This is a genomic window from Flavobacterium sp. TC780 (assembly GCF_056783245.1).
Genome location: NZ_JBXBAV010000036.1, coordinates 1 through 19,886, shown reverse-complemented (window position 1 = coordinate 19,886; position 19,886 = coordinate 1). Strand labels below are relative to the sequence as shown.

The 19,886-nt window shown below is 32.1% G+C and carries 14 protein-coding genes and 3 pseudogenes; 10 read left to right on the top strand and 7 right to left on the bottom strand.

The window, feature by feature from the left end:
• Nucleotides 1–38: 38 nt before the first annotated feature.
• The 5 genes and pseudogenes from AC1RYN_RS03550 to AC1RYN_RS03530 form a co-directional block, all read right to left on the bottom strand.
• The gene (locus tag AC1RYN_RS03550) at nucleotides 39–1,073 is read right to left on the bottom strand and encodes a VWA domain-containing protein (protein WP_481805860.1); all 1,035 of its coding nucleotides are present in this window, start codon (nucleotides 1,071–1,073) and stop codon (nucleotides 39–41) included.
• Between the two features lie 74 nt (nucleotides 1,074–1,147).
• Nucleotides 1,148–2,149, bottom strand: a complete 1,002-nt coding sequence (locus tag AC1RYN_RS03545) for a vWA domain-containing protein (RefSeq protein WP_129540547.1) — start codon at nucleotides 2,147–2,149, stop codon at nucleotides 1,148–1,150.
• On the bottom strand, nucleotides 2,149–3,780 hold the full coding sequence (locus AC1RYN_RS03540) for a hypothetical protein (protein ID WP_481805859.1): 1,632 nt from the start codon (nucleotides 3,778–3,780) through the stop codon (nucleotides 2,149–2,151). The genes AC1RYN_RS03545 and AC1RYN_RS03540 overlap by 1 nt, the downstream gene beginning before the upstream one ends.
• Nucleotides 3,781–3,927: 147 nt before the next feature.
• A complete protein-coding gene (locus tag AC1RYN_RS03535; RefSeq protein WP_481805858.1) occupies nucleotides 3,928–4,791 on the bottom strand; it encodes a DUF58 domain-containing protein in 864 nt (287 codons plus the stop codon).
• A gap of 77 nt (nucleotides 4,792–4,868) precedes the next feature.
• Nucleotides 4,869–5,874 (bottom strand): annotated as a pseudogene (locus tag AC1RYN_RS03530) (AAA family ATPase).
• 212 nt (nucleotides 5,875–6,086) lie between these two features.
• Here AC1RYN_RS03530 and AC1RYN_RS03525 point away from each other — a divergent pair.
• The 3 genes from AC1RYN_RS03525 to AC1RYN_RS03515 all read left to right on the top strand — a co-directional run bounded on the left by AC1RYN_RS03525 (nucleotide 6,087) and on the right by AC1RYN_RS03515 (nucleotide 9,095).
• The gene (locus AC1RYN_RS03525; RefSeq protein WP_481805857.1) at nucleotides 6,087–6,959 is read left to right on the top strand and encodes an aldo/keto reductase; all 873 of its coding nucleotides are present in this window, start codon (nucleotides 6,087–6,089) and stop codon (nucleotides 6,957–6,959) included.
• A 119-nt stretch (nucleotides 6,960–7,078) separates the two neighbouring features.
• Nucleotides 7,079–7,831, top strand: coding sequence for an SDR family NAD(P)-dependent oxidoreductase (locus AC1RYN_RS03520; protein WP_481805856.1), 753 nt, complete (start codon nucleotides 7,079–7,081; stop codon nucleotides 7,829–7,831).
• Between the two features lie 121 nt (nucleotides 7,832–7,952).
• Entirely contained in the window at nucleotides 7,953–9,095 is a 1,143-nt protein-coding gene (locus AC1RYN_RS03515) for a DUF5929 domain-containing protein (RefSeq protein WP_481805855.1), read from the top strand.
• 97 nt (nucleotides 9,096–9,192) lie between these two features.
• Here AC1RYN_RS03515 and AC1RYN_RS03510 read toward each other — a convergent pair whose 3' ends face one another.
• Nucleotides 9,193–9,936, bottom strand: a complete 744-nt coding sequence (locus AC1RYN_RS03510) for a DUF3298 and DUF4163 domain-containing protein (protein ID WP_481805854.1) — start codon at nucleotides 9,934–9,936, stop codon at nucleotides 9,193–9,195.
• Nucleotides 9,937–10,122: 186 nt separating this feature from the next.
• Here AC1RYN_RS03510 and AC1RYN_RS03505 point away from each other — a divergent pair, with 186 nt between their 5' ends.
• Complete coding sequence (locus AC1RYN_RS03505; protein ID WP_481805878.1) at nucleotides 10,123–11,265, top strand: cystathionine gamma-synthase; 1,143 nt, start codon at nucleotides 10,123–10,125, stop codon at nucleotides 11,263–11,265.
• Between the two features lie 70 nt (nucleotides 11,266–11,335).
• Here the strand turns inward: AC1RYN_RS03505 and AC1RYN_RS03500 are convergent, their stop codons facing one another.
• Complete coding sequence (locus AC1RYN_RS03500; protein ID WP_481805853.1) at nucleotides 11,336–12,130, bottom strand: THC0290_0291 family protein; 795 nt, start codon at nucleotides 12,128–12,130, stop codon at nucleotides 11,336–11,338.
• Nucleotides 12,131–12,453: 323 nt separating this feature from the next.
• On the opposite strand from AC1RYN_RS03500, the gene gdhA reads away from it, so the two are divergent.
• The 6 genes and pseudogenes from gdhA to AC1RYN_RS03470 all read left to right on the top strand — a co-directional run bounded on the left by gdhA (nucleotide 12,454) and on the right by AC1RYN_RS03470 (nucleotide 19,765).
• Complete coding sequence (gene gdhA, locus AC1RYN_RS03495) at nucleotides 12,454–13,797, top strand: NADP-specific glutamate dehydrogenase (protein WP_481805852.1); 1,344 nt, start codon at nucleotides 12,454–12,456, stop codon at nucleotides 13,795–13,797.
• A gap of 128 nt (nucleotides 13,798–13,925) precedes the next feature.
• A pseudogene (gene porZ / locus AC1RYN_RS03490) lies at nucleotides 13,926–16,223 on the top strand (type IX secretion system anionic LPS delivery protein PorZ).
• A gap of 75 nt (nucleotides 16,224–16,298) precedes the next feature.
• Nucleotides 16,299–17,013: pseudogene (gene recO, locus AC1RYN_RS03485) on the top strand (DNA repair protein RecO).
• A 124-nt stretch (nucleotides 17,014–17,137) separates the two neighbouring features.
• Complete coding sequence (locus AC1RYN_RS03480; RefSeq protein WP_481805851.1) at nucleotides 17,138–19,030, top strand: outer membrane protein assembly factor BamB family protein; 1,893 nt, start codon at nucleotides 17,138–17,140, stop codon at nucleotides 19,028–19,030.
• Nucleotides 19,031–19,349: 319 nt separating this feature from the next.
• Nucleotides 19,350–19,544 carry a hypothetical protein gene (locus tag AC1RYN_RS03475; RefSeq protein WP_481805850.1) on the top strand — a complete coding sequence of 65 codons (195 nt, stop codon included), beginning with the start codon at nucleotides 19,350–19,352 and terminating at the stop codon, nucleotides 19,542–19,544.
• Nucleotides 19,545–19,588: 44 nt separating this feature from the next.
• On the top strand, nucleotides 19,589–19,765 hold the full coding sequence (locus AC1RYN_RS03470) for a hypothetical protein (protein WP_481805849.1): 177 nt from the start codon (nucleotides 19,589–19,591) through the stop codon (nucleotides 19,763–19,765).
• The last annotated feature ends 121 nt before the right edge of the window (nucleotides 19,766–19,886 follow it).

Sequence of the window (19,886 nt, the reverse complement as noted above, 5' to 3'; positions counted from 1 at the left end):
TATTTTTATTTCAAACGATACGAACGATCTTGAAATAATTATTTTTTCTCGTTAAATAAATTCAACTCTTTTATCCAATTTGTTTTTCTTTCTAATAAGAATAGATCAATGAACAATAAGACAAAAGCAATACCAATAAACCATTGAAATTGTGATTGAAAATCGGCCATTTGTGTAGCTTCAAATTCTGTTTTTTGGATATTGTCTAAAGCATTTTTTACATAATCTAAAACCTCTTTGGTATTGCCACCATAAACATAACCACCTTTGGTTGCTTTTGCAATAGCTTTTAAACCTTCTTGATTTAGTTTTGTTATAACTATTTCGTTATTGTTATCTCTTTGGAAGCTCTCGACAAGACCATTTTTTTTCAATGGAATTGTAGCTCCTTTTTCAGTTCCAATACCGATAGTAATGATTTTCATTCCTAGTTTATTGGCCTCTTCAGCAGCAGCTTCAGCTCCTTCTGAATGATCTTCTCCATCAGAAATCAAAATTAGCAGCTTACTCGTCTTGCTTTTTTCGTCAAAATAAGTTGCGGATAGTTTTATAGCTTCGTCAAGAGATGTTCCTTGCGATGAAACCATATCTGGGCTCATACTTTGCAAGAACATTTTAGCAACGCTATAATCTGTGGTAATTGGTAAAACAGGGAATGCACTTCCTGCATAAGCTACTATTCCGATTCTATCATTTCCTAATTGGTTAACAATTTGGGAAACTAGTTGCTTGCTTTTTTCTAAACGGCTTGGTGCTACATCTTCTGCAAGCATACTTTTAGAAACGTCTACAGCAAACACAATATCGATTCCTTCTCGTTTTACGGTTTCCATTTTTGTTCCAATTTTCGGATTAACCAATCCTAAAATCAATGCAGCTAAAGTGAAAAGAATAACTCCTAACTTTAAAAATGGTTTAAAAACAGAATGTTCCGGAGTTAGTTTTTTTACTAATTCCAAATCTCCAAATTCGCGTTGTTTTTTTCTTTTCCAATACATATTGAAAAAGAAAATGCAAGCCAAAATGGGAAGCAGTATAAGAAGGTATAAATATTTTTTTTCGTCTAATTCCATTTTCTAATTCTAGTTTTCAGTTTCTAGTTTCAGCTTCCAGTTATTTACTGTGACTGTAACTGAATACCGAAATATTATATAAAGCTTCTGTAAACAGTATTTCGTAATCCAACTTCCAATAATAACAATAAACCTGCTAATATTACAAAAGGGCGGAATTTTTCATCGTAATCATAAAATTTTAGTTCTTCGATTTCGGTTGTTTCCAGCTTATTAATTTCATTATAGATAGAGGCAAGCTTTTCATTACTTGTGGCTCTAAAATATTTACCCCCTGTTTTGTTTGCAATGGTTTTCATCATTTGCTCATCAATTTCTACCTTCATCATTCTAAATAAAAATTGACCATTAGGAGCTATTGCATATGGAAATTCAGCCATTCCGTTGGTTCCAATTCCAATTGTATATACTTTGATTCCGTATTGTTTCGCTATATCTGCTGCAGTATCGGGTTCTATAAATCCAGCATTATTAACACCATCGGTCATTAATATAATTACCTTACTCTTGGCCTTACTGTCTTTGAGCCTGTTTACGGCAGTTGCTAATCCCATTCCTATTCCTGTTCCATCAACCAAAACATTATCGTATTTTATGCTTTTAATGGCTTCAAGGATAATTGCTTTGTCACTTGTTACAGGTATTTTTGTATAAGCTTCAGATGCGTATAAAACGATTCCAATTCTGTCATTTGGCCTTTCGTTTACAAACTCAGCAGCTAACTTTTTGAGGGCTTGCATACGATCTGGTTTTAAATCTCTTGCGAGCATACTCCCAGAAACGTCTATTGACATTACTATATCTATTCCTTTTGTAGTTTTAGTTTTGTTGCTCACATCTACTGTTCTAGGTCTTGCAAGTGCAATTATCAGAGAGCTTAAAGCTAGAATTCTAAATACGCCCAAAAAAGGTTTTAGTTTTGCTAATAATGATTCAGAAGATTTAAAACCTTGCAATGAACTCATTTTTAATGTTGCCGATTGCTGATTTCTTTTCCAGAATAACCAAGCAATTGCAATGGGAATCAAAAGAAACAACCAGAAAAACTCAGGGTTTAAAAAAGTTATTTTATCCATTAATTAGTTGCTTTTTTTAGTTCTACAGAGTTTAATATGCGGTCTGCAATATCATTTGCATAAGTATCTCCTTCTTCATGAAAAATCATTATTTGCTGTAATCCGCCTTCTTGGCTAAATAAAAGAATTTCGTAATACATTTTGGTACTTGATTTGGTGCCTTCGTTTATACTAGAGAAAGTTCCATATCCTTTAATTCCGCGAATTCCTTCTTTGGTTTCAAAATCTTCTTCTTTTACGATCATATTTCGAGCTCCTTGTGCTTCGATAGTTTTGATAGTAACTTCTAATGATTTTGATAAATCAATTTGAGTTTCTTGTTTATATTTTAAAGTAGAAATCATCAATGAGAAATTGTCAACCAAACTTCCGTATCCAAAAGACTGCATCTCTTTAATTAGTGCTAGACCTTCTTTAGGTAGGGTTTTGGTTAAATCCATTCGTTTAAGAACCTTAGGAGTTTCTATTAAGATGCCAGGATTTCCATATTCACTTTTCACCCATTCTCCCTCTAATAATTCTTTAGATGGATGTCCGATGATATTATCTTTTACATAAGTAAAACCTTTGGTAGCTATAAAATATCCAGTAACAACAATAATTAGGAATAAAACGGCTGCAATAGACAAAGCAATACGTTTGTTGCGTTTCTTTAATAATTGAAGTTTTATTTGTTTTTGTCTTTGAGCTTCGTTTAATAAAGTATCTTCTTCAGCGACTACTTCTACAGGAATTGCATTATCAAGAGTAAGAATTACCTTTTGTATTTTATTTCGGTCTTCGGTAATTTCAAAATCTAGTGGTTTAGATTTTGCAAATTTTACTAAATCGGCTTGTTTTAATACGCGTTCTAAGTTCTCGACAGTTTCTGGCGTTAGTGTCATTTTCTTTTTTACAGAAGCTGCTCTAATACCTTGGATTAGCTCAGATGTAGTGCTTTCCATTGCAGGAATTTCTATTGCTTCTTCGATATAATTCCTAGCAATATCTGTCAATTCACTATAATAAGCTTTGACTTCACCCTTTTGCCAAAGCTCTTTTTTCTCCAATGTATTAAGCAAGCTAGTTGCTTTTTCGATAGGAGTTTTATAAATTTCTTCTTCTATTTTTTTCTGTTGTCTTTTTTTAATCAGCCAATATATTAAAGCGCCAATTCCTAAAATTAAAACGAGAGCCAAGAGGTATTTCCACCAATCGCCAATCTGATCTTCAACTTTAGTAATGTCTTTAATATCATACATCTTTTGTTGCAATGTATCTACTTTCACATTAGCAACTTCTACTCGAATTGAATCGGTTAGATATGGTTTTTTATCGATAAGAATTTGAATGCTTGGAATGGTATATCTTCCAGAATCAAATTGTGTTAAACCATATTTTTTAATCAATTCATAACGGTCGTCTTTTTTGACTGTATCAATTGGATACGATTTAATTACCTCAAGAGGTCCGATATTTTTAAGTTTAGGGAAAACTACTTTCGATTTAGAATCGACCGTAGTTTTAAGTATTAACTTAAACTCAGCTCCAATTTTATTTTTAGTAGTATCTATGCTAGTCTCAATTTGTTTTTGTTGCCCAAAAACAGTTGCAGATAGCAAGAATAAAAATATGTAAAGTTTTAATTTCATTTGATTAATGATTTCAGATTTTAGTCTAAAATGAATGCTTAAAAAGGAACATTGAAGGTACAGATTTAAGCGAATTTTATTTTTTAATTTATGTCTTCAGATTTTGTTTAAATCCAATAATCTAAGAAGTCTAATAATCTAATTTCTTTATCTCGATTTAAAATAGCCTAATAATTTGGTTACGTAACTTTCATCGACACGAGTGTTCACAACACCAGCTCCTGATTTGCTAAAAGTTTCTTTAAAATAAGCTACTTTGCTGTGATAGTGCTTTTCGTAATTCGCGCGTATTGTTTTAGAACCAGTATTAATTAATTGTGTTTTACCAGTTTCGGCATCAAGCATAGAAACCATTCCGATATTTGGTATTTTTTCTTCTCGAATATCATATACTCTGATACCTGTAATATCATGTTTCTTGGATGCGATTTTCAATGTATGCTCATAATCATCTGACATGAAATCGGAGATTACAAAAACGATAGCTTTCTTTTTTTGTGTACCTGATAAAAACTTTAATGCTTGAGCGACATCAGTTTTATTGCTTTTAGGTTCAAATTCGATTAATTCACGAATGATACGTAATACGTGAGATCTTCCTTTTTTAGGAGGAATATACAATTCGATTATGTCCGAAAATAAAATCAACCCTATTTTGTCATTATTTTGGGTTGCAGAGAAAGCCATTGTTGCAGCAATTTCGGTAACAATATCTTTTTTGAACTGACTTTTTGAACCAAAATTTTCAGAACCCGAAATATCTACCATAAGAACCATGGTAAGTTCGCGTTCTTCTTCAAAAACCTTTACATGAGCTTCATTATAACGTGCTGTTACATTCCAATCAATAGCACGAATGTCATCGCCATATTGATATTGACGTACTTCGCTAAAAGTCATTCCTCGCCCTTTAAATGAAGAATGATATTCTCCCGAAAAGATATGATTACTCAATCTTTTGGTTTTTATTTCTATTTTACGTACTTTTTTTAAGAGGTCTTTTGTATCCATTTTATTTGTTTAAAGTTTAAAAGTTTCAGGTTTCAGGTTAGTTATCCCAACATGAAACTTGAAACATTAAACAAATTTTAAGGTACTTCAATTTCGTTTACAATTTTATTGATGATGTCTACAGAAGTTATATTTTCTGCTTCTGCTTCGTAAGTAATACCTACTCTATGACGTAATACATCATGTACAACAGCACGAACGTCTTCTGGTATTACATATCCACGACGTTTAATAAAAGCGTAACATTTAGCAGCATTGGCTAAGTTGATACTTCCACGTGGAGATGCTCCAAAACTGATAAGTGGTTTTAAGTCGGCTAATTTATATTTTTCAGGGTAACGTGTTGCGAAAATAATATCTAGAATGTATTTCTCTATTTTTTCATCCATATAAACCTCACGAACAGCTTCTTGTGCGCGTAAAATTTGATCTACAGAAACAACAGCATTTACTTTTTCGTAACTTCCTTTTAGATTTCTGGCGAATTACTAAGCGTTCTTCATCCATTTTAGGATAATCAATTACCGTTTTAAGCATAAAACGATCGACTTGCGCTTCTGGAAGCTGGTATGTTCCTTCTTGTTCAACAGGGTTTTGAGTTGCAAGTACTAAAAATGGACGATCTAGTTTAAAAGTAGTGTCTCCAATAGTTACTTGCTTTTCTTGCATCGCCTCCAAAAGGGCCGATTGTACTTTGGCTGGAGCACGGTTAATTTCATCGGCAAGGACGAAATTAGCGAATATTGGTCCTTTTTTGATAGAAAATTCATTTTGCTTTATGTTGTAAATCATCGTACCAACAACGTCAGCAGGTAATAAGTCAGGTGTAAATTGAATACGGCTGAATGAACCTTGCACTGCTTGTGACAGCGTATTTATTGCAAGTGTCTTTGCTAATCCAGGAACTCCTTCTAACAAAATATGACCTTGACCTAGAAGTCCAATCAATAAACGTTCGACCATATGTTTCTGGCCCACAATAACTTTGTTCATTTCCATTGTAAGAAGGTCTATAAAAGCACTTTCTCTTTCAATTTTTTCATTGATCGCTCTAATGTCTAAAGTCGTTGTATTTTCTTCCATATAAATATTTTTAAAACCTTGAATTTAATGCCTTACTTTTGAGAGTGCAAATTGAATATTTTTTGAGAAGTAAGATGTTAAAGAATGGTTAAAACTTCGAGCAAAGATCTAATTTTAAGGATGAATTGTGAATCTATTTTTATATTTTTAAGAACTTTGATGATTATGCTTTAGAAAGCAAGATTTATTACTACAAATAATGTTATATTACCATGAGCAAAACACTATTATCGCCTATAATTGTGGGCACTATGAATTGGGGAGTTTGGGATAAAAATCTAACTCCCAACGAAATGGAAAACCTTATCCAAATATGTTTAGAGAATAAAATAAGCACTTTTGATCTTGCTGATATTTACGGCTCTTATACTACTGAGGCTGATTTTGGAAAAGCATTCGCAGCAAGTAAGATTTCAAGAGAGAAATTACAACTGATTTCGAAGTGTGGAATTCAGATGATTGCCGAAAACAGAAAAAATACAATTAAACATTATGACTATTCGAAAGAATATATCATCTGGTCTGTAGAGAATTCTTTAAAGAAGCTAAAGACAGATTATTTAGATGTTTTTTTATTACATAGACCTAGCCCCTTAATGCAAGCTGATGAAATTGCTGAAGCTGTCGAAAAGCTTAGAACGGAAGGGAAAATTATTGATTTTGGATTGTCAAATTTTACAACTTCGCAGACAGAATTAATTCGTCAAAAAATTGATGTTAGTTATAATCAAGTACAATTTTCAGCGACAAATTATGAGCCAATGGTTGATGGTAGTTTTGATTATATGCAAATGCATGGAATTCGACCAATGTCATGGAACCCGTTAGGAACTATTTTTAGAGAAGATGATAAAAAAACAAGAAGATTAAAGAAATTATTAGCAACATTGGTTTCTAAATATAGTTTAGGCTCAGATACTATTTTATTAAGTTGGATTTTAAGCCATCCTGCAAAAGCTATTCCTATTGCTGGAACAGTAAATGTAGCTAGAATTCAAGCGTTGATGAAAGCGGTAGAATTACAATTAGAAAAAGAAGATTGGTTTGCTATTTGGACAGAAAGTATGGGAGATGATGTGCCTTAATTTTTAGTGTTTAGTTTACAGTTTTTAGTATTCAGCTAAATCGATTAAAAAAATATTTGTCAGAGATTATAAGAAATAATTTTAATCTTCTGATCTGTGGCAATAAAATAAAAACAAGAATGAGAAAAACAGTTTTAATTACTGGAGCCACAAGTGGTATAGGTAAAGCCACAGCACAATTAATGGCAAAAAACAACTACAAAGTGGTGCTTTGCGGACGACGTATTGATCGATTGACGGAATTGGAAAAAGAGCTTTCGCAATATACTGAAGTACATATATTAGCATTTGATGTTCGTGATAAAAAAGCTGTTTCAGAATCTATTGGTTCCTTGCCAGAATCATTTTCTGCTATCGATATACTTATTAATAATGCAGGAAATGCGCACGGATTGGATCCAATTCAAACAGGTGATTTAGACGATTGGGATGCTATGCTTGATATAAATGTAAAGGGACTTTTGTATGTTTCTAAAGCAATTATACCGCAAATGACTGAAAGGAAATCGGGACATATTATTAATATTGGTTCAACAGCTGCGAAAGAAGTTTATCCTAATGGGAATGTGTATTGTGGTACAAAACATGCTGTTGATGCGATTAGTCAGGGAATGCGGATCGATCTAAATCCATTCGGAATTAGAGTAGGTGCAATTCATCCAGGAATGGTTGAGACTGAATTTAGTGAAGTGCGTTTTAAAGGTGATACCGATAGAGCTTCAAATGTTTATAAAGGGTTTACTCCTTTGCAAGCAGAAGATATTGCTGATATTATTCATTTTGTGGTTTCAAGATCTTATCATGTAAATATTGCTGATTTGGTTGTTTTGAGTACCGCTCAAGCTTCATCAACAATAGTTAAAAGAAATTAATTTAGTTAGACTTCTTAGATTTTTGGATAATTAGACTTATAGATGTCTAGATTAATAAATATTACAACAGTCTGAAAATCTAAGAAGTTTAAAAGTTTAAAAATCTAAGAAGTCGATATAAATGATAAATAAACGCCTTTTAATAAAAAATCTACTCGCGCATAATGATGAGAGTAGTTTTTATGATAAAAAAAGGCAATTAAATTTGCATTCTCGCGAGGGGAAGGCGAAGTTTTTAAAACATATATGTGCGTTATCTAATTCTAACCCAACTAATAATTCTTATATAGTAGTAGGAGTTGAAGATCAGGATAATGAGATTGTAGGAGACGATTTTTTTGACGATAGTCGGATTCAAAATTTGGTCAATGCTTTTCTTGAAAATCCACCAAAAATTCAATATGAAAATGTTCCTTTTCCAAATCTTCCAAAAGATAAAGTGATAGGATTGGTTACAATTAAACCGAAAAGCAAAATATCATATTTCAAAAAAGGAATTCACACTATTATTGCCAATAGTGTTTTTATTAGGCGAGGAAGTAATTCGGTTCCAGTTGAAGAAAGAGAAGTTGAGAAAAATTATCAGAATACCGAAACAGTAATCGGGATCGAAAATAATTCACGTAATAGTATAGAATATACACTAGATGGTGTAATTGATTTTATGAATTTTCGACATAAAGATATGTCGCCAAAATATAAAGTTTTTAAGGAGTTATTTGTGATTTGTTGGGCAGGAGTTCCGAATAAGTCTCGTGACAAAACATTTTTATCTCGAGTTGATATTGAGCTAATAAATGAACAAATTAAGTTGTTTTATTCGGCTCAGGATGTGGTTACGATTACTTATGATGAAGATAGTTTTACTATTTTAGAATACGTCCCACTAGGACTAAATGACAAAACAAGTTATTACCCGTTAGAACAGCAAACAATTCATTTTTTTGATAATGGTTACTATAAAATTGATAGAGAAATACTTTTTCAGCCACCAGAATTTAATAGAAAAATGCTATTTCATATATACAATTCCAATATTGCTTTACTCACCAAATTACAAAAAGGACTTGTTTTATCTAATCGGGAAATGATTGATTTAGAGAACTTGCCTTCTACTTTTATGATTTGCTATCTCAATGGTTTTGAAGATGCCAAACAAAAATTAATAGATGCCAAATTGCTTTTAAAGTCTTTCACGCAAGTGTATTTGTCCTTTAAGGAAGCTTTACGAATTTTACGAAAGATGAAATATGATGTTCAGTGAGAAATAAGACTGAGGTTCTAAAAGGCAAAGGTTACTGTAGAGACGCACCGCAGTGTGTCTAACTTATAGGGACCTAATTTTAAAATTCAAACAAGAATTATTTAAAAACTAAATAATTATTTACCTTTTCATAAGGTAGTATTAATTCTTTTGGGCCATCGGCATATGAAGCAACTTCATAAGAGTTATAATAAAGTAGTAATCCGTCTTTTGTGTAAAAAATATTCAAAGGAAGATTAAATTTTTCATTCTCAAACATTAAACCCGTTGCATTGATACTTCCAGTGGCAGGAATTTTATATTTGTTTCTGAATTCTTTTTCGGCGAAAGCCTTAAAGTCTTTTTCGCTTTTAAATAATTGATTGTTTGTAATTGTCTTTCCAGTTTTAGGATTAAACAATAAAGAACGATATCCTTGATAACCGTGAGCACCACCAGTAAAGGTGTAATGGTTTATTTTTATATTTAAAATACTATCTGACTGGTGTTCTACATTGCCCTCAATTTTGGCTTCCCAGCCGAATGTGTCATCAGGGAATTTTTTATGCATTTCTTCATAAGAGTCAATAAAAGAAGTGGTTAAGTTGTTGTAGTCAGTTGATTCAAAAGGTTTTTCTCCAAAATAAATGATTTCCTTTAGAACAGAAAACACTTTTTTATTGATGCTATCTGCTACAATTGGAGCATTTTGAGCAATCGGTATTTTTAAGCTAATTTGTGGACAATTGCTTTTACAAGGTAAAGTCGATTTCTTTTCATACGTTTCTTCTTTGAACGAAAGTTCTCTAGTACAACTTGTTAAAACAAAAAGGGTTACGAGTAAAAAAATATAATGTCTCATCTTTAAAATGTTAATTAATTACAAAGGTATTAACTTGTATCTTGATTAAAATAAATTAAAGGGTAAATTTGTAAAACATTTTAGAGTTACAAAAATATAAAGATATGAAATTGCCAAGATTCCAAACATAAACGGGAATTAAGAATGACAATACATATTTCATTAAAAAACAAATATTATCTAGATATGAAATTCAATACAAAAGTTATACATGGTGGGCAACATCATGATCCAAGTACAGGAGCAGTAATGCCTCCAGTGTATCAAACATCGACATTTATACAGACAAGTCCAGGACAGCCCCTTGGAGATTATGAATATAGTAGAGCATCAAATCCTACTAGAACAGCTCTTGAAAATGCCTTGGCTAGTATAGAAAACGGAACACGTGGATTGGCTTTTTCATCAGGATTAGCGGCAACTGATTGTGTTTTACGTTCGTTTAAAGCAGGTGATGAAATCATTGCTATGGATGATTTATACGGAGGGACTTATCGTATGTTTACTCGTATTTATAAAGATTCAGGAATAAAATTCCATTTTGTAGATATGAACGATATCGCAAAATTTGAATCTTTAATAAACGAAAATACAAAGTTGGTTTGGGTAGAAACACCGACAAACCCGTTGATGAAATTGGCTGACATTCAGGAAATCGCCAAAATCACTAAAGATAAAAAAATATTATTTGCAGTAGATAATACTTTTGCAACACCATATTTACAGAAACCTCTTGATTTAGGAGCTGATATTGTAATGCACTCTGCAACCAAATATTTAGGAGGGCATTCGGATGTTATAGCAGGAGCTTTAATTGTAAAAGATGAAGCATTAGGAGAGCAATTGCATTTTCAGCAATTTGCTACAGGAGCAACTCTAGGGCCGATGGATAGTTTTTTGGTTTTGAGAGGAATTAAAACACTTCATTTACGAGTACAAAGACATTGCGAGAATGGAGAAAAAGTGGTTGAGTTTTTAAACAATCACCCTAAAATAGCAACCGTTTATTATCCAGGTTTACCTAATCACCCATTTCATGAAATTGCTAAAAAGCAAATGAAAGCTTTTGGAGGAATGGTTTCTTTTACCTTTGTTTCAGGTAAAAAAGAAGATTCAATTACTTTCTTAGAAAAATTGAAAGTGTTTACTCTGGCAGAATCTTTAGGTGGAGTAGAATCTTTAGCAAATCACCCTGCATTAATGACTCATGCTTCAATTCCTGCAGATAAGAGAGCTGAAGTAGGAATCACAGATGATTTAGTTCGATTAAGTGTTGGTATCGAGGATGCAGAAGATTTAATTGCTGATTTGAAACAAGCTTTAGAATAACAAAAAATATTTATAAGTATAAAACCCCAGCATTTACTAATTGCTGGGGTTTTCTTATATATAACAAGTTTTAAAAATCTAAATAATATACATATCCAAAATTAAACCAGATCTGATTGTCGTTGGATTTGTTTTCTTTATAAATATCCTTGTTAGGGTTTAATCCATCAATCCAATCTGAGTTGTAATATTGAAATCTTGCCTCAAATAATAAATCATGTAAAGGAGATAATTTGTAATGTACCCCAGCCCCATAAGTGACAGATAGAACGGTTCCTCTCTGACTAGAAAATCCGTATCGATGTCCATCTGAAGGGCTTAAATATTTAGGGAAAGTAGTTGCAGTATTGCCTAAAGGGCCTAATGTTGAACTTACTTTGGTATTGTAATAGCTAAATTGAGCACCAATGCTTATATAAGGGCTAAATCCTCCAACGGTATTCTCATATGCATGTATTCTCATAAATGGAGAATATTCTAATTGAAAACCAATATTAGCCAAGGTTGATTTGCTGCTCATGGCCTTAAGCTGTTTCACGCCAATGCTTTTAGGATTGCGATCTACAGTTGTTCCGAAATGCTCTAAATTAGTTTTGTTGAATGATATTTCAGAACGAACTTTAAAGTGTTCATTGAAATAATTTTCGCGTCTAGAATTATATGAAAAGTTTAAAAAATGAACAAGCCCAATACCGAATCCCGTGTTTCCAATATTAGTTGAAAAATCATCTCTTTGTCCATAGTCAGATTTGAATGAAACAGGTCCAGCAATAATACCGATTTCATGAGCTAGCCTAGATTGTGCCTTTGAATTGTGTGAAAAAATAAACGAAATTAATAATGATATTATTGTGTTTTTGAACATTAGGTTTAATTTTCTTATCGCAACAAAGATATAAATATCTCTAAAAATATTTAAAATTTTGTAAAAAAAGATAATTAGTAAGGAGTATGACTTTTTGGCTTTAATACTATAACGTTTTCGTGTAAGACATTGCGTTAAAAATATGTATTTTAAAAAATTGGTATTAATAATATAATTCTACTCATAAATTGTGAAATATTAAGCCCAATTTCTTTATTAGGCGTATATTTGTGGAAAATAACAAAAGATGACTTTTATGTGACTTTTTTTGTTATTTGGTTGAGTAAATAATATGATTAATTTATTTGATAATTTTTTATAAAATGAAACAAAAAATAAATGAATTTATGGCTCTTGTAGAGTCAAAAAATCCAAATGAACCTGAATTCATTCAAGCAGTTAGAGAATTTGCTGAAACAGTAATTCCATTCATTGCTGAACAAAAAAAATACGATGGTAAGAATTTACTTCTTAGAATTGCTGAGCCAGAGCGTTCTATAATTTTTAGAGTGCCATGGGTTGATGATAAAGGAGAAATTATAGTTAATAGAGGATTTAGAATTCAGATGAATTCAGCAATCGGACCATATAAAGGAGGAATTAGATTTCATCATACAGTAAATTTATCAGTTTTAAAATTTTTGGCTTTTGAACAAGTTTTCAAAAACAGTTTAACGACACTTCCTATGGGAGGTGGAAAAGGTGGTTCTGATTTTGATCCTGAAGGAAAATCTGATGGAGAAATTATGCGTTTCTGCCAATCATTTATGACAGAATTATGTCGTCACATTGGACCAGACCTAGACGTTCCTGCTGGAGATATTGGAGTTGGAGCTAGAGAAATAGGATACTTATTTGGCCAATACAAAAGAATCAAGAATGAGTTTACAGGAGTTTTAACTGGTAAAGGAATTGCTTACGGTGGTTCATTGATCAGACCAGAAGCTACTGGATATGGGGTTGTGTATTTCACAGACCAAATGTTACGTACTATCGGACATGAGATTAAAGGAAAAAGAGTTGCGATTTCTGGTTTCGGAAACGTTGCTTGGGGTGTAGCCTTAAAAATAAATGAATTAGGAGGGAAGTTGGTAACAATTTCAGGTCCTGATGGATATATTTATGATGAAGACGGAATCTCTGGAGAGAAAATCGAGCATATGGTAGAAATGAGAGCAAGTGGAAATAACAGAGCAGAAATGTATGTTAAGAAATATCCAAATGCTCAATTCCATAAAGGAAAAAGCCCGTGGGAAGTAAAAGTGGATATCGCTATTCCTTGTGCTACTCAAAATGAATTGAACGAAGAAGATGCTAAAAAATTAATTGCAAATGGCGTTTTATGTGTTACTGAAGCAGCAAATATGCCATGTACACTTGATGCTATAAAACAATTTGTAGGCAAGAAAGTTCTTTTTGCTCCAGGAAAAGCTGCAAATGCCGGTGGAGTTGCTGCATCTGGATTAGAGATGACACAAAATTCAATTCGTTTGAACTGGACTAGTGAAGAAGTAGATCTTAGATTAAAAGATATAATGGTAGGAATTCATAACCAATGTAAAAAATACGGTATTGGTGAAGATGGTTACGTAAATTATGTGAAAGGTGCTAATATTGCTGGTTTTGTAAAAGTAGCAGATGCTATGCTTGCTCAGGGAGTAGTATAGTTTTTAAATACAATTAAAGTGCCTCCATTCGAGTTTCGAATCGGAGGCATTTTTTATTTATGCCATAACGAAATCCAAATACTCTCGTTTGTATTATATTTGTGATACCAATTGTTAGGTAATAAATAATGGAAAAAAAGATTCTTTACGTTTTGGTTTTGTTGCTAATGCAATCTGGTTTTGCGCAAAATAAACTTTTATGGCAAGGGTATTTTTCTTATAATCATATTAAAGATATCTCAGATTCACCTGTAGCAATTTATGCCGCAACTGATAACGCGTTGTTCTCTAAAAATACTGCGACAAATATTATTAAGACTATAAATACTGTAGACGGTCTTTCGGGGCAAACAATTTCATCGTTATATCATAGTGAGTTATTTCGTAAAACACTTATTGGATATGAAAATGGATTGATGACAGTTGTTAATGAAGCTGATGGGAGTATCTTAAAAGTGGTCGATATCATTAATAAACAACTTCCTGCCAATCTTAAAAAAATCAATCATTTTGTTGAGCATAACGGAATAGTGTATGTTTCGTGTGATTTTGGAATTGTTCAGTTTAATTTGAAAACCTTGCAATTTGGAGATACTTATTTTATTGGAGATAATGGAGCGCAGATTAATGTAAGACAGGCTACGATTTATAACGGATTTATTTATGCGGCTACTAATAGTGGTCTTAGAAGAGCTAGTATTACAAATGCTAACCTAGTAGATTATAATCAGTGGACTGTTGTTACTGGCGGAGATTGGTCAAGTATTGAAACAAACGATACAAAACTTGTAGCAATCAATACATCAGGTTATGTTAATAATTATGATCCAGTTTCGGGTACTTTTGTTGGTTTTACGTCACTTCCAGAATCAGCGAAGGATATGAGGGCAAAAAATCACAATTTATTTATAACAACAGCAAGTACAGTTTATATATATGACAATCAAATGGTTTTGCAGCGTCAAATAAGAAATAGTGATGTGGCAACAATAGCATTAAGTTTTACCTGTGCAACTACTGTGGGGGATAATGTATACATAGGTACAGATGAAAATGGACTTTATGTTTCTAAGCTTTTAGGAGTTTCAGGTTTTGAGAATATGATGCCAATAGGGCCATCAAGGAACGATATTTTTGCTATCAATGTTACACCAAATGTACTTTGGGCTGTTTATGGAAATTATAATGGTAGCTATAACCCATACCCTTTAGATAGTTATGGAGTTAGTAAATTTAATAGTACAGGATGGTTGAATGTACCATATGAAAAAGTGCTTCAGGCTAAATCAATGACAAGAATTATTGTTAATCCTAATAATGAGAATCAAGTATATGCAAGTTCATTTTTTTCAGGATTATTGAAAATAGAAAATGATATTCCTTCAGTTTTATACAATCAATCGAATAGCGGATTGGAGAGCCTTACATTTCTAGGGCCTGGTTATATAGATGTTAGAATAAATGGAACTGCTTTTGATAAATTAGGGAATTTATGGGTAACCAATAGTTTGATTAAAAATGGACTAAAGGTTTTAAGGACCAATGGACAGTGGCAAACTTTTCCTATTAGTACCGTTCTGGCTAAGGCTGAAGATACTAATTTTGGGAATATGACTATTGATAAAAATAGCACAAAATGGTTTGGACAAAATATTGATAGTGTGATTGGACTTAACGAAAATACAAATACAATTAAGAAAATTACACAAGGTTTAGATACAGGTAATTTGCCAATTTCCAAGGGAATTACAAAGTAGTCATGCTAATAGATGCTAAAGATCGGCTTTTGGATGGGTCCCAACAAAGAGAACTTCCGTTTTGGACCAATGCAAATAACTTTCGTAGAAAATCAATTAAAAGCCAATCCGATAATTATTATGGATGATGGTTTGGCTCAGGAGTTACTTTATGAACAATTTATTACTGCAATTGCTGTTGATGGGGCTAATAATAAATGGATAGGAACTGCAGATTCAGGAGTGTTTTACGTTTCACCAAACGGACAGGAAACCAAATATCATTTCACTATAAATAATTCTCCATTGCCAAGTAATCTAATCAATGATATTGGAATAAACAGTGCTACGGGAGAAGTTTATATAGCAACAAATAAAGGAATGATTTCGTTTAAAGGGATTGCAACCCAAGCCAATGAAGATTTGAATAATGTATATGTATATCCAAATCCTGTACGTCCCGAATTTTCAGGAACAGTAAAAATTGCAGGATTACTTGATAAAGCCAATATTAAAATTACAGATATTGAAGGTAATCTGGTGTATGAAACAACTTCAGAAGGAGGAACAATTGAATGGGATACAACAGCATTTGGGAAATATAGAGTGGCTTCTGGAGTATATATGATTATTATTTCGGCACAAGACGGAGGTGAAACCAAAGTTAAGAAAGTGATGATTATAAGATAGTTTTTAGTATCAGTAATCAGTGTTGAATTTTTAAGTTCTAGTATTCAGCTTCTAATAATCTAAATTAATCCAATTTTGCAAGTAAAAACCAAAGCAATTGTCATTTCGGCGATCAAATTTCAAGAAAAAAGCTTGATTGCTAAGTGCTTTACGCTTTCTCATGGATTGAAAACTTATTTCGTTAGAGATGCTTTTTCAACTCGTAAATCCAGTCAAAAAATTGCCTATTTCCAGCCATTAACTATTCTTGAAATTGAAGCTGTACATAAAAATAAGGGCACATTAGAAAATTTCAAGGAGATAAAAATTGGCACCCCTTTTCAAACCATTCATACTGACATTGTAAAAAGTACGATTGTAATGTTCTTATCCGAGATTTTACATCACTCTATTCAGGAAGAAGAAAAAAATGAATCGCTTTTTGTTTTCTTAGAAACAGCTTTGTTTTGGCTGGATCAACATGATGAAATTACTAATTTTCATCTGATTTTGATGTTGGAAACCACTAAATATTTAGGTTTTTATCCCGATGTTTCGGATGCCCGATCTGCCCTTTTTTGAAATCAACGAAGGTGTTTTTACTCTTTTTCATGGATTAAGTGCTTTGACGGAACATGAAACTAATTTATTTAAAAAGCTAATAAATTTAAAGTTTGATAACGACCAAAAGGTCTTCCATGTTATTGAGCGACAACTACTCTTGAAAATTTTAATTGACTATTATAGTTTCCATCTAGATGGTTTTAAAAGGCCTAAATCACTAGAGGTTTTGAAAGAAATATTTTCTTAAAAACCGAATCCTATTTTTATATATTTGCGCAGTAATTTTTATAAAATTTTGAGGTTTTCAATCTTTTATAATTAATCTCAAGAGCATTATTCATTCTTAACTATAAAATTTTAAAAAACCAAACATGAAGAAAATTACTTTTTCGATTATTCTACTTTTATTAGTGAGCATTTCGGCTTTTTCCCAAAGGAAATATGACGAAATAATTAAAACAGAAAACGCTGTACAAGATATGGTACAGAATGAAATTACAGGAATCGTTGTTTTTAAAGAAGGCGGTACTGTAAAAGGTTTGGATCCGGAAACCAAACAAATCGTTTGGACTTTGACTAAAGATGATTTTGGGTCAACTTCAGCGGGTGATATCCTGACTGATCCTGATTTCGGGAAACTTTTTAAAGAAAAAAGTGATTTGTCAAGTGTTGCCGGAAGCCCTTATGTAGAGGCTTATATCAATAGTAAATATATTATCATTAACACAGATAGTGGTAAAGTAGTTTATAATTCTTCAAAAGAATCTTTTTGGGTGATGCAATCAGATTTTATTCCTGAAACAGATGAGTATTTGCTTACTTTGAAAAAAGATGGAGATATGGCAATTGCTTTATTGGATATGAAAACGGGAGAGTTAAAATGGAATACTACTGTAGATAAAGCAAAATCATTATTTAGTTTCTCATTAAAAGAGTCAGCAAATACCAATAAAGCTACTGTACACGGATCAATAATTTATTATTTATTGTATGGAAAACTGTATTCATTTGACAGAAATTCAGGAAAATTAAACTGGAAAGCGGAAGAGGATTATTCAAGATTCTTTTTGACTCAAAATGATAAAAATATTGTAGTAGTAAACAGTAAAGGTTTGTTTGCAGCTAAAGAATATTTAAATGTTTTGAATACAGAAAACGGAAAAAGTATCTGGAAAGAATCTATTAAAACAAAACGTGTTGTTTATTTAGAAGACTGGGGAACAAAATTACTAATTGCTCATTATAGCGGTTTTAATTTTTTTGACTTAAAAACAGGAGAAAAAATATGGAAAAAAGATGCTCGTGGAGATGGATTGAAAAGAGTAATTCCAATTGATCAAGATTTCTTATATGTTGCTGAGAATGAAATGATGCTGATCAACAAAGACGGAGAAAAACTTTGGAAAAAATTCATTGAAATTTCAGACGACAAAGAAGATCCAATTTATTACTTAGGAAAAGTAGGTGAAAAAGTAATGTATCTTACAGGGACTTACGGAAATATGGTTGATTATAAAACTGGAGCTAAACTTTGGAAACGTAACATCGGTTTTGATAAAAATAGACCAGTTTTACCAACTTACGATGAAGCTACAAATTCGTACTTAGTATATAATGACGAAAAGTTATACAAATTTGATCCGAGTATTAAGGATAAACCAGAGCCATTTGCTAAAGTAAATATCAAAAAAGAAAAAGAATTAAATAGTATCGAATTATTCCCTTGGGGAGTTGTGCTTTCTGGACCGGTTGAGGTAATGGGAGTTAATATGGATGGAACTATAAAATACCACCTTACTTATACACAACCTGGTGAAGGAACAAGACGTTTACTTAAAAGTGCTGCAATTGCGGGAAGTATTGGTTTAGGGGTTGGGTCAGCAGTAAGTGCTGCACAAGCTTCTGAGTTAACGATGACTTATCGTGATTCTAGCGGGAATATGAGATCTACTGTTATTAAAGAAGAAGATAAATCAAAAATGAATCAGGCTAAGAATATGGCAGGGGCTTCAGCGGCTCTTGGTATTGTAGCTGCTAAATTTAATTCTCGTTTTAATGCGATAAAGCAAAATAGAGATTTTTCTTATATTTTCGCAAAAGCAGATAGTGGAGAAAAAGTTTTAGTGAAAGTTAGTAAAGTAAATGGGATAGAAGTTGATAAAATTATTTTCAATAACACAAAACCAGTTTACGAAGTAGATCCTGCGACACAAAATATTTTCTATGTGTCTGATAAATCTATTCAAATTTTTAATAAGAAATAAAAACCTCAAAGCCATCAGGATTTACTTCTGATGGCTTTTTTTTGCCTATGAAAAAAACATTACTCTTGCTACTTTTTTTGGCATTCTTAGGAATTCAGGCACAAGAAAAAGTAAGCTATAAAAAAAGAAATTCTTTATCCCTTCTATTGTTTATTCAAAATATCCAATTCTTGACAATGTAATATCTCAAACGTCTTTTTATCAGATAGATAAGGGGTTAGTTAGGCAAGAGCATAATTTAAAGAAAAAATATTCTGATATAGATGGGTATATAAAAGACCCTGCGAATGGGAAGCTCAAGATTTATGTAACTATTGCGATGCCAAAATTTACAGCAACCAAGATTGATAGTATCTATGATAAAAAAAATAGAGTATGGTTGTATCAGCCATCATCACGATTTGATGTAAAGGTTAATATAGAAGTAAAATGTGCCGATAAACTTATTCTTACGGAAGTATTTGTTACTTCTGAAGCATTTAATCTGCAAGCGACATACAAAAGTCAGATTTAAAACAGATAGTAACGGAAAACAATAAAAAACTTCGAGATGCAGATTTGAAAGAAGAATACGGTGATGATTCGGGAGTTGAAGATGTGATATATTATTCAATGGATAAAGCCCAAAATTTTCTAAATTATAAATTACGATATTATAAAATAGTGAGCCAAGAAAAATTTGAGGTTTATGACATCCAAAGGGCATCCAGAATACAAACAGATGTTGGATTTTAGAATGAAATAACAACTCAACTTCAAAAAGTAACTCTTGAAAAAGGGCTTGATGAAAAGTTATTAGCACCACATTTAAGGTGCTGCCTCCCTAACAACAAAGCATTAACCTTAGCGAATGCGT

Bases quoted from the DNA above. Each gene is read 5' to 3' on its own strand.
- AC1RYN_RS03480 (WP_481805851.1), top strand. From the start codon at position 17,138: ATGAAGAAAATTACTTTTTCGATTATTCTACTTTTATTAGTGAGCATT.
- AC1RYN_RS03475 (WP_481805850.1), top strand. From the start codon at position 19,350: ATGCCAAAATTTACAGCAACCAAGATTGATAGTATCTATGATAAAAAA.
- AC1RYN_RS03515 (WP_481805855.1), top strand. From the start codon at position 7,953: ATGATAAATAAACGCCTTTTAATAAAAAATCTACTCGCGCATAATGAT.
- gdhA (WP_481805852.1), top strand. From the start codon at position 12,454: ATGAAACAAAAAATAAATGAATTTATGGCTCTTGTAGAGTCAAAAAAT.
- AC1RYN_RS03550 (WP_481805860.1), bottom strand. From the start codon at position 1,073: ATGGAATTAGACGAAAAAAAATATTTATACCTTCTTATACTGCTTCCC.
- AC1RYN_RS03545 (WP_129540547.1), bottom strand. From the start codon at position 2,149: ATGGATAAAATAACTTTTTTAAACCCTGAGTTTTTCTGGTTGTTTCTT.
- AC1RYN_RS03525 (WP_481805857.1), top strand. From the start codon at position 6,087: ATGAGCAAAACACTATTATCGCCTATAATTGTGGGCACTATGAATTGG.
- AC1RYN_RS03500 (WP_481805853.1), bottom strand. From the start codon at position 12,130: ATGTTCAAAAACACAATAATATCATTATTAATTTCGTTTATTTTTTCA.
- AC1RYN_RS03535 (WP_481805858.1), bottom strand. From the start codon at position 4,791: ATGGATACAAAAGACCTCTTAAAAAAAGTACGTAAAATAGAAATAAAA.
- AC1RYN_RS03540 (WP_481805859.1), bottom strand. From the start codon at position 3,780: ATGAAATTAAAACTTTACATATTTTTATTCTTGCTATCTGCAACTGTT.
- AC1RYN_RS03510 (WP_481805854.1), bottom strand. From the start codon at position 9,936: ATGAGACATTATATTTTTTTACTCGTAACCCTTTTTGTTTTAACAAGT.
- AC1RYN_RS03520 (WP_481805856.1), top strand. From the start codon at position 7,079: ATGAGAAAAACAGTTTTAATTACTGGAGCCACAAGTGGTATAGGTAAA.
- AC1RYN_RS03505 (WP_481805878.1), top strand. From the start codon at position 10,123: ATGAAATTCAATACAAAAGTTATACATGGTGGGCAACATCATGATCCA.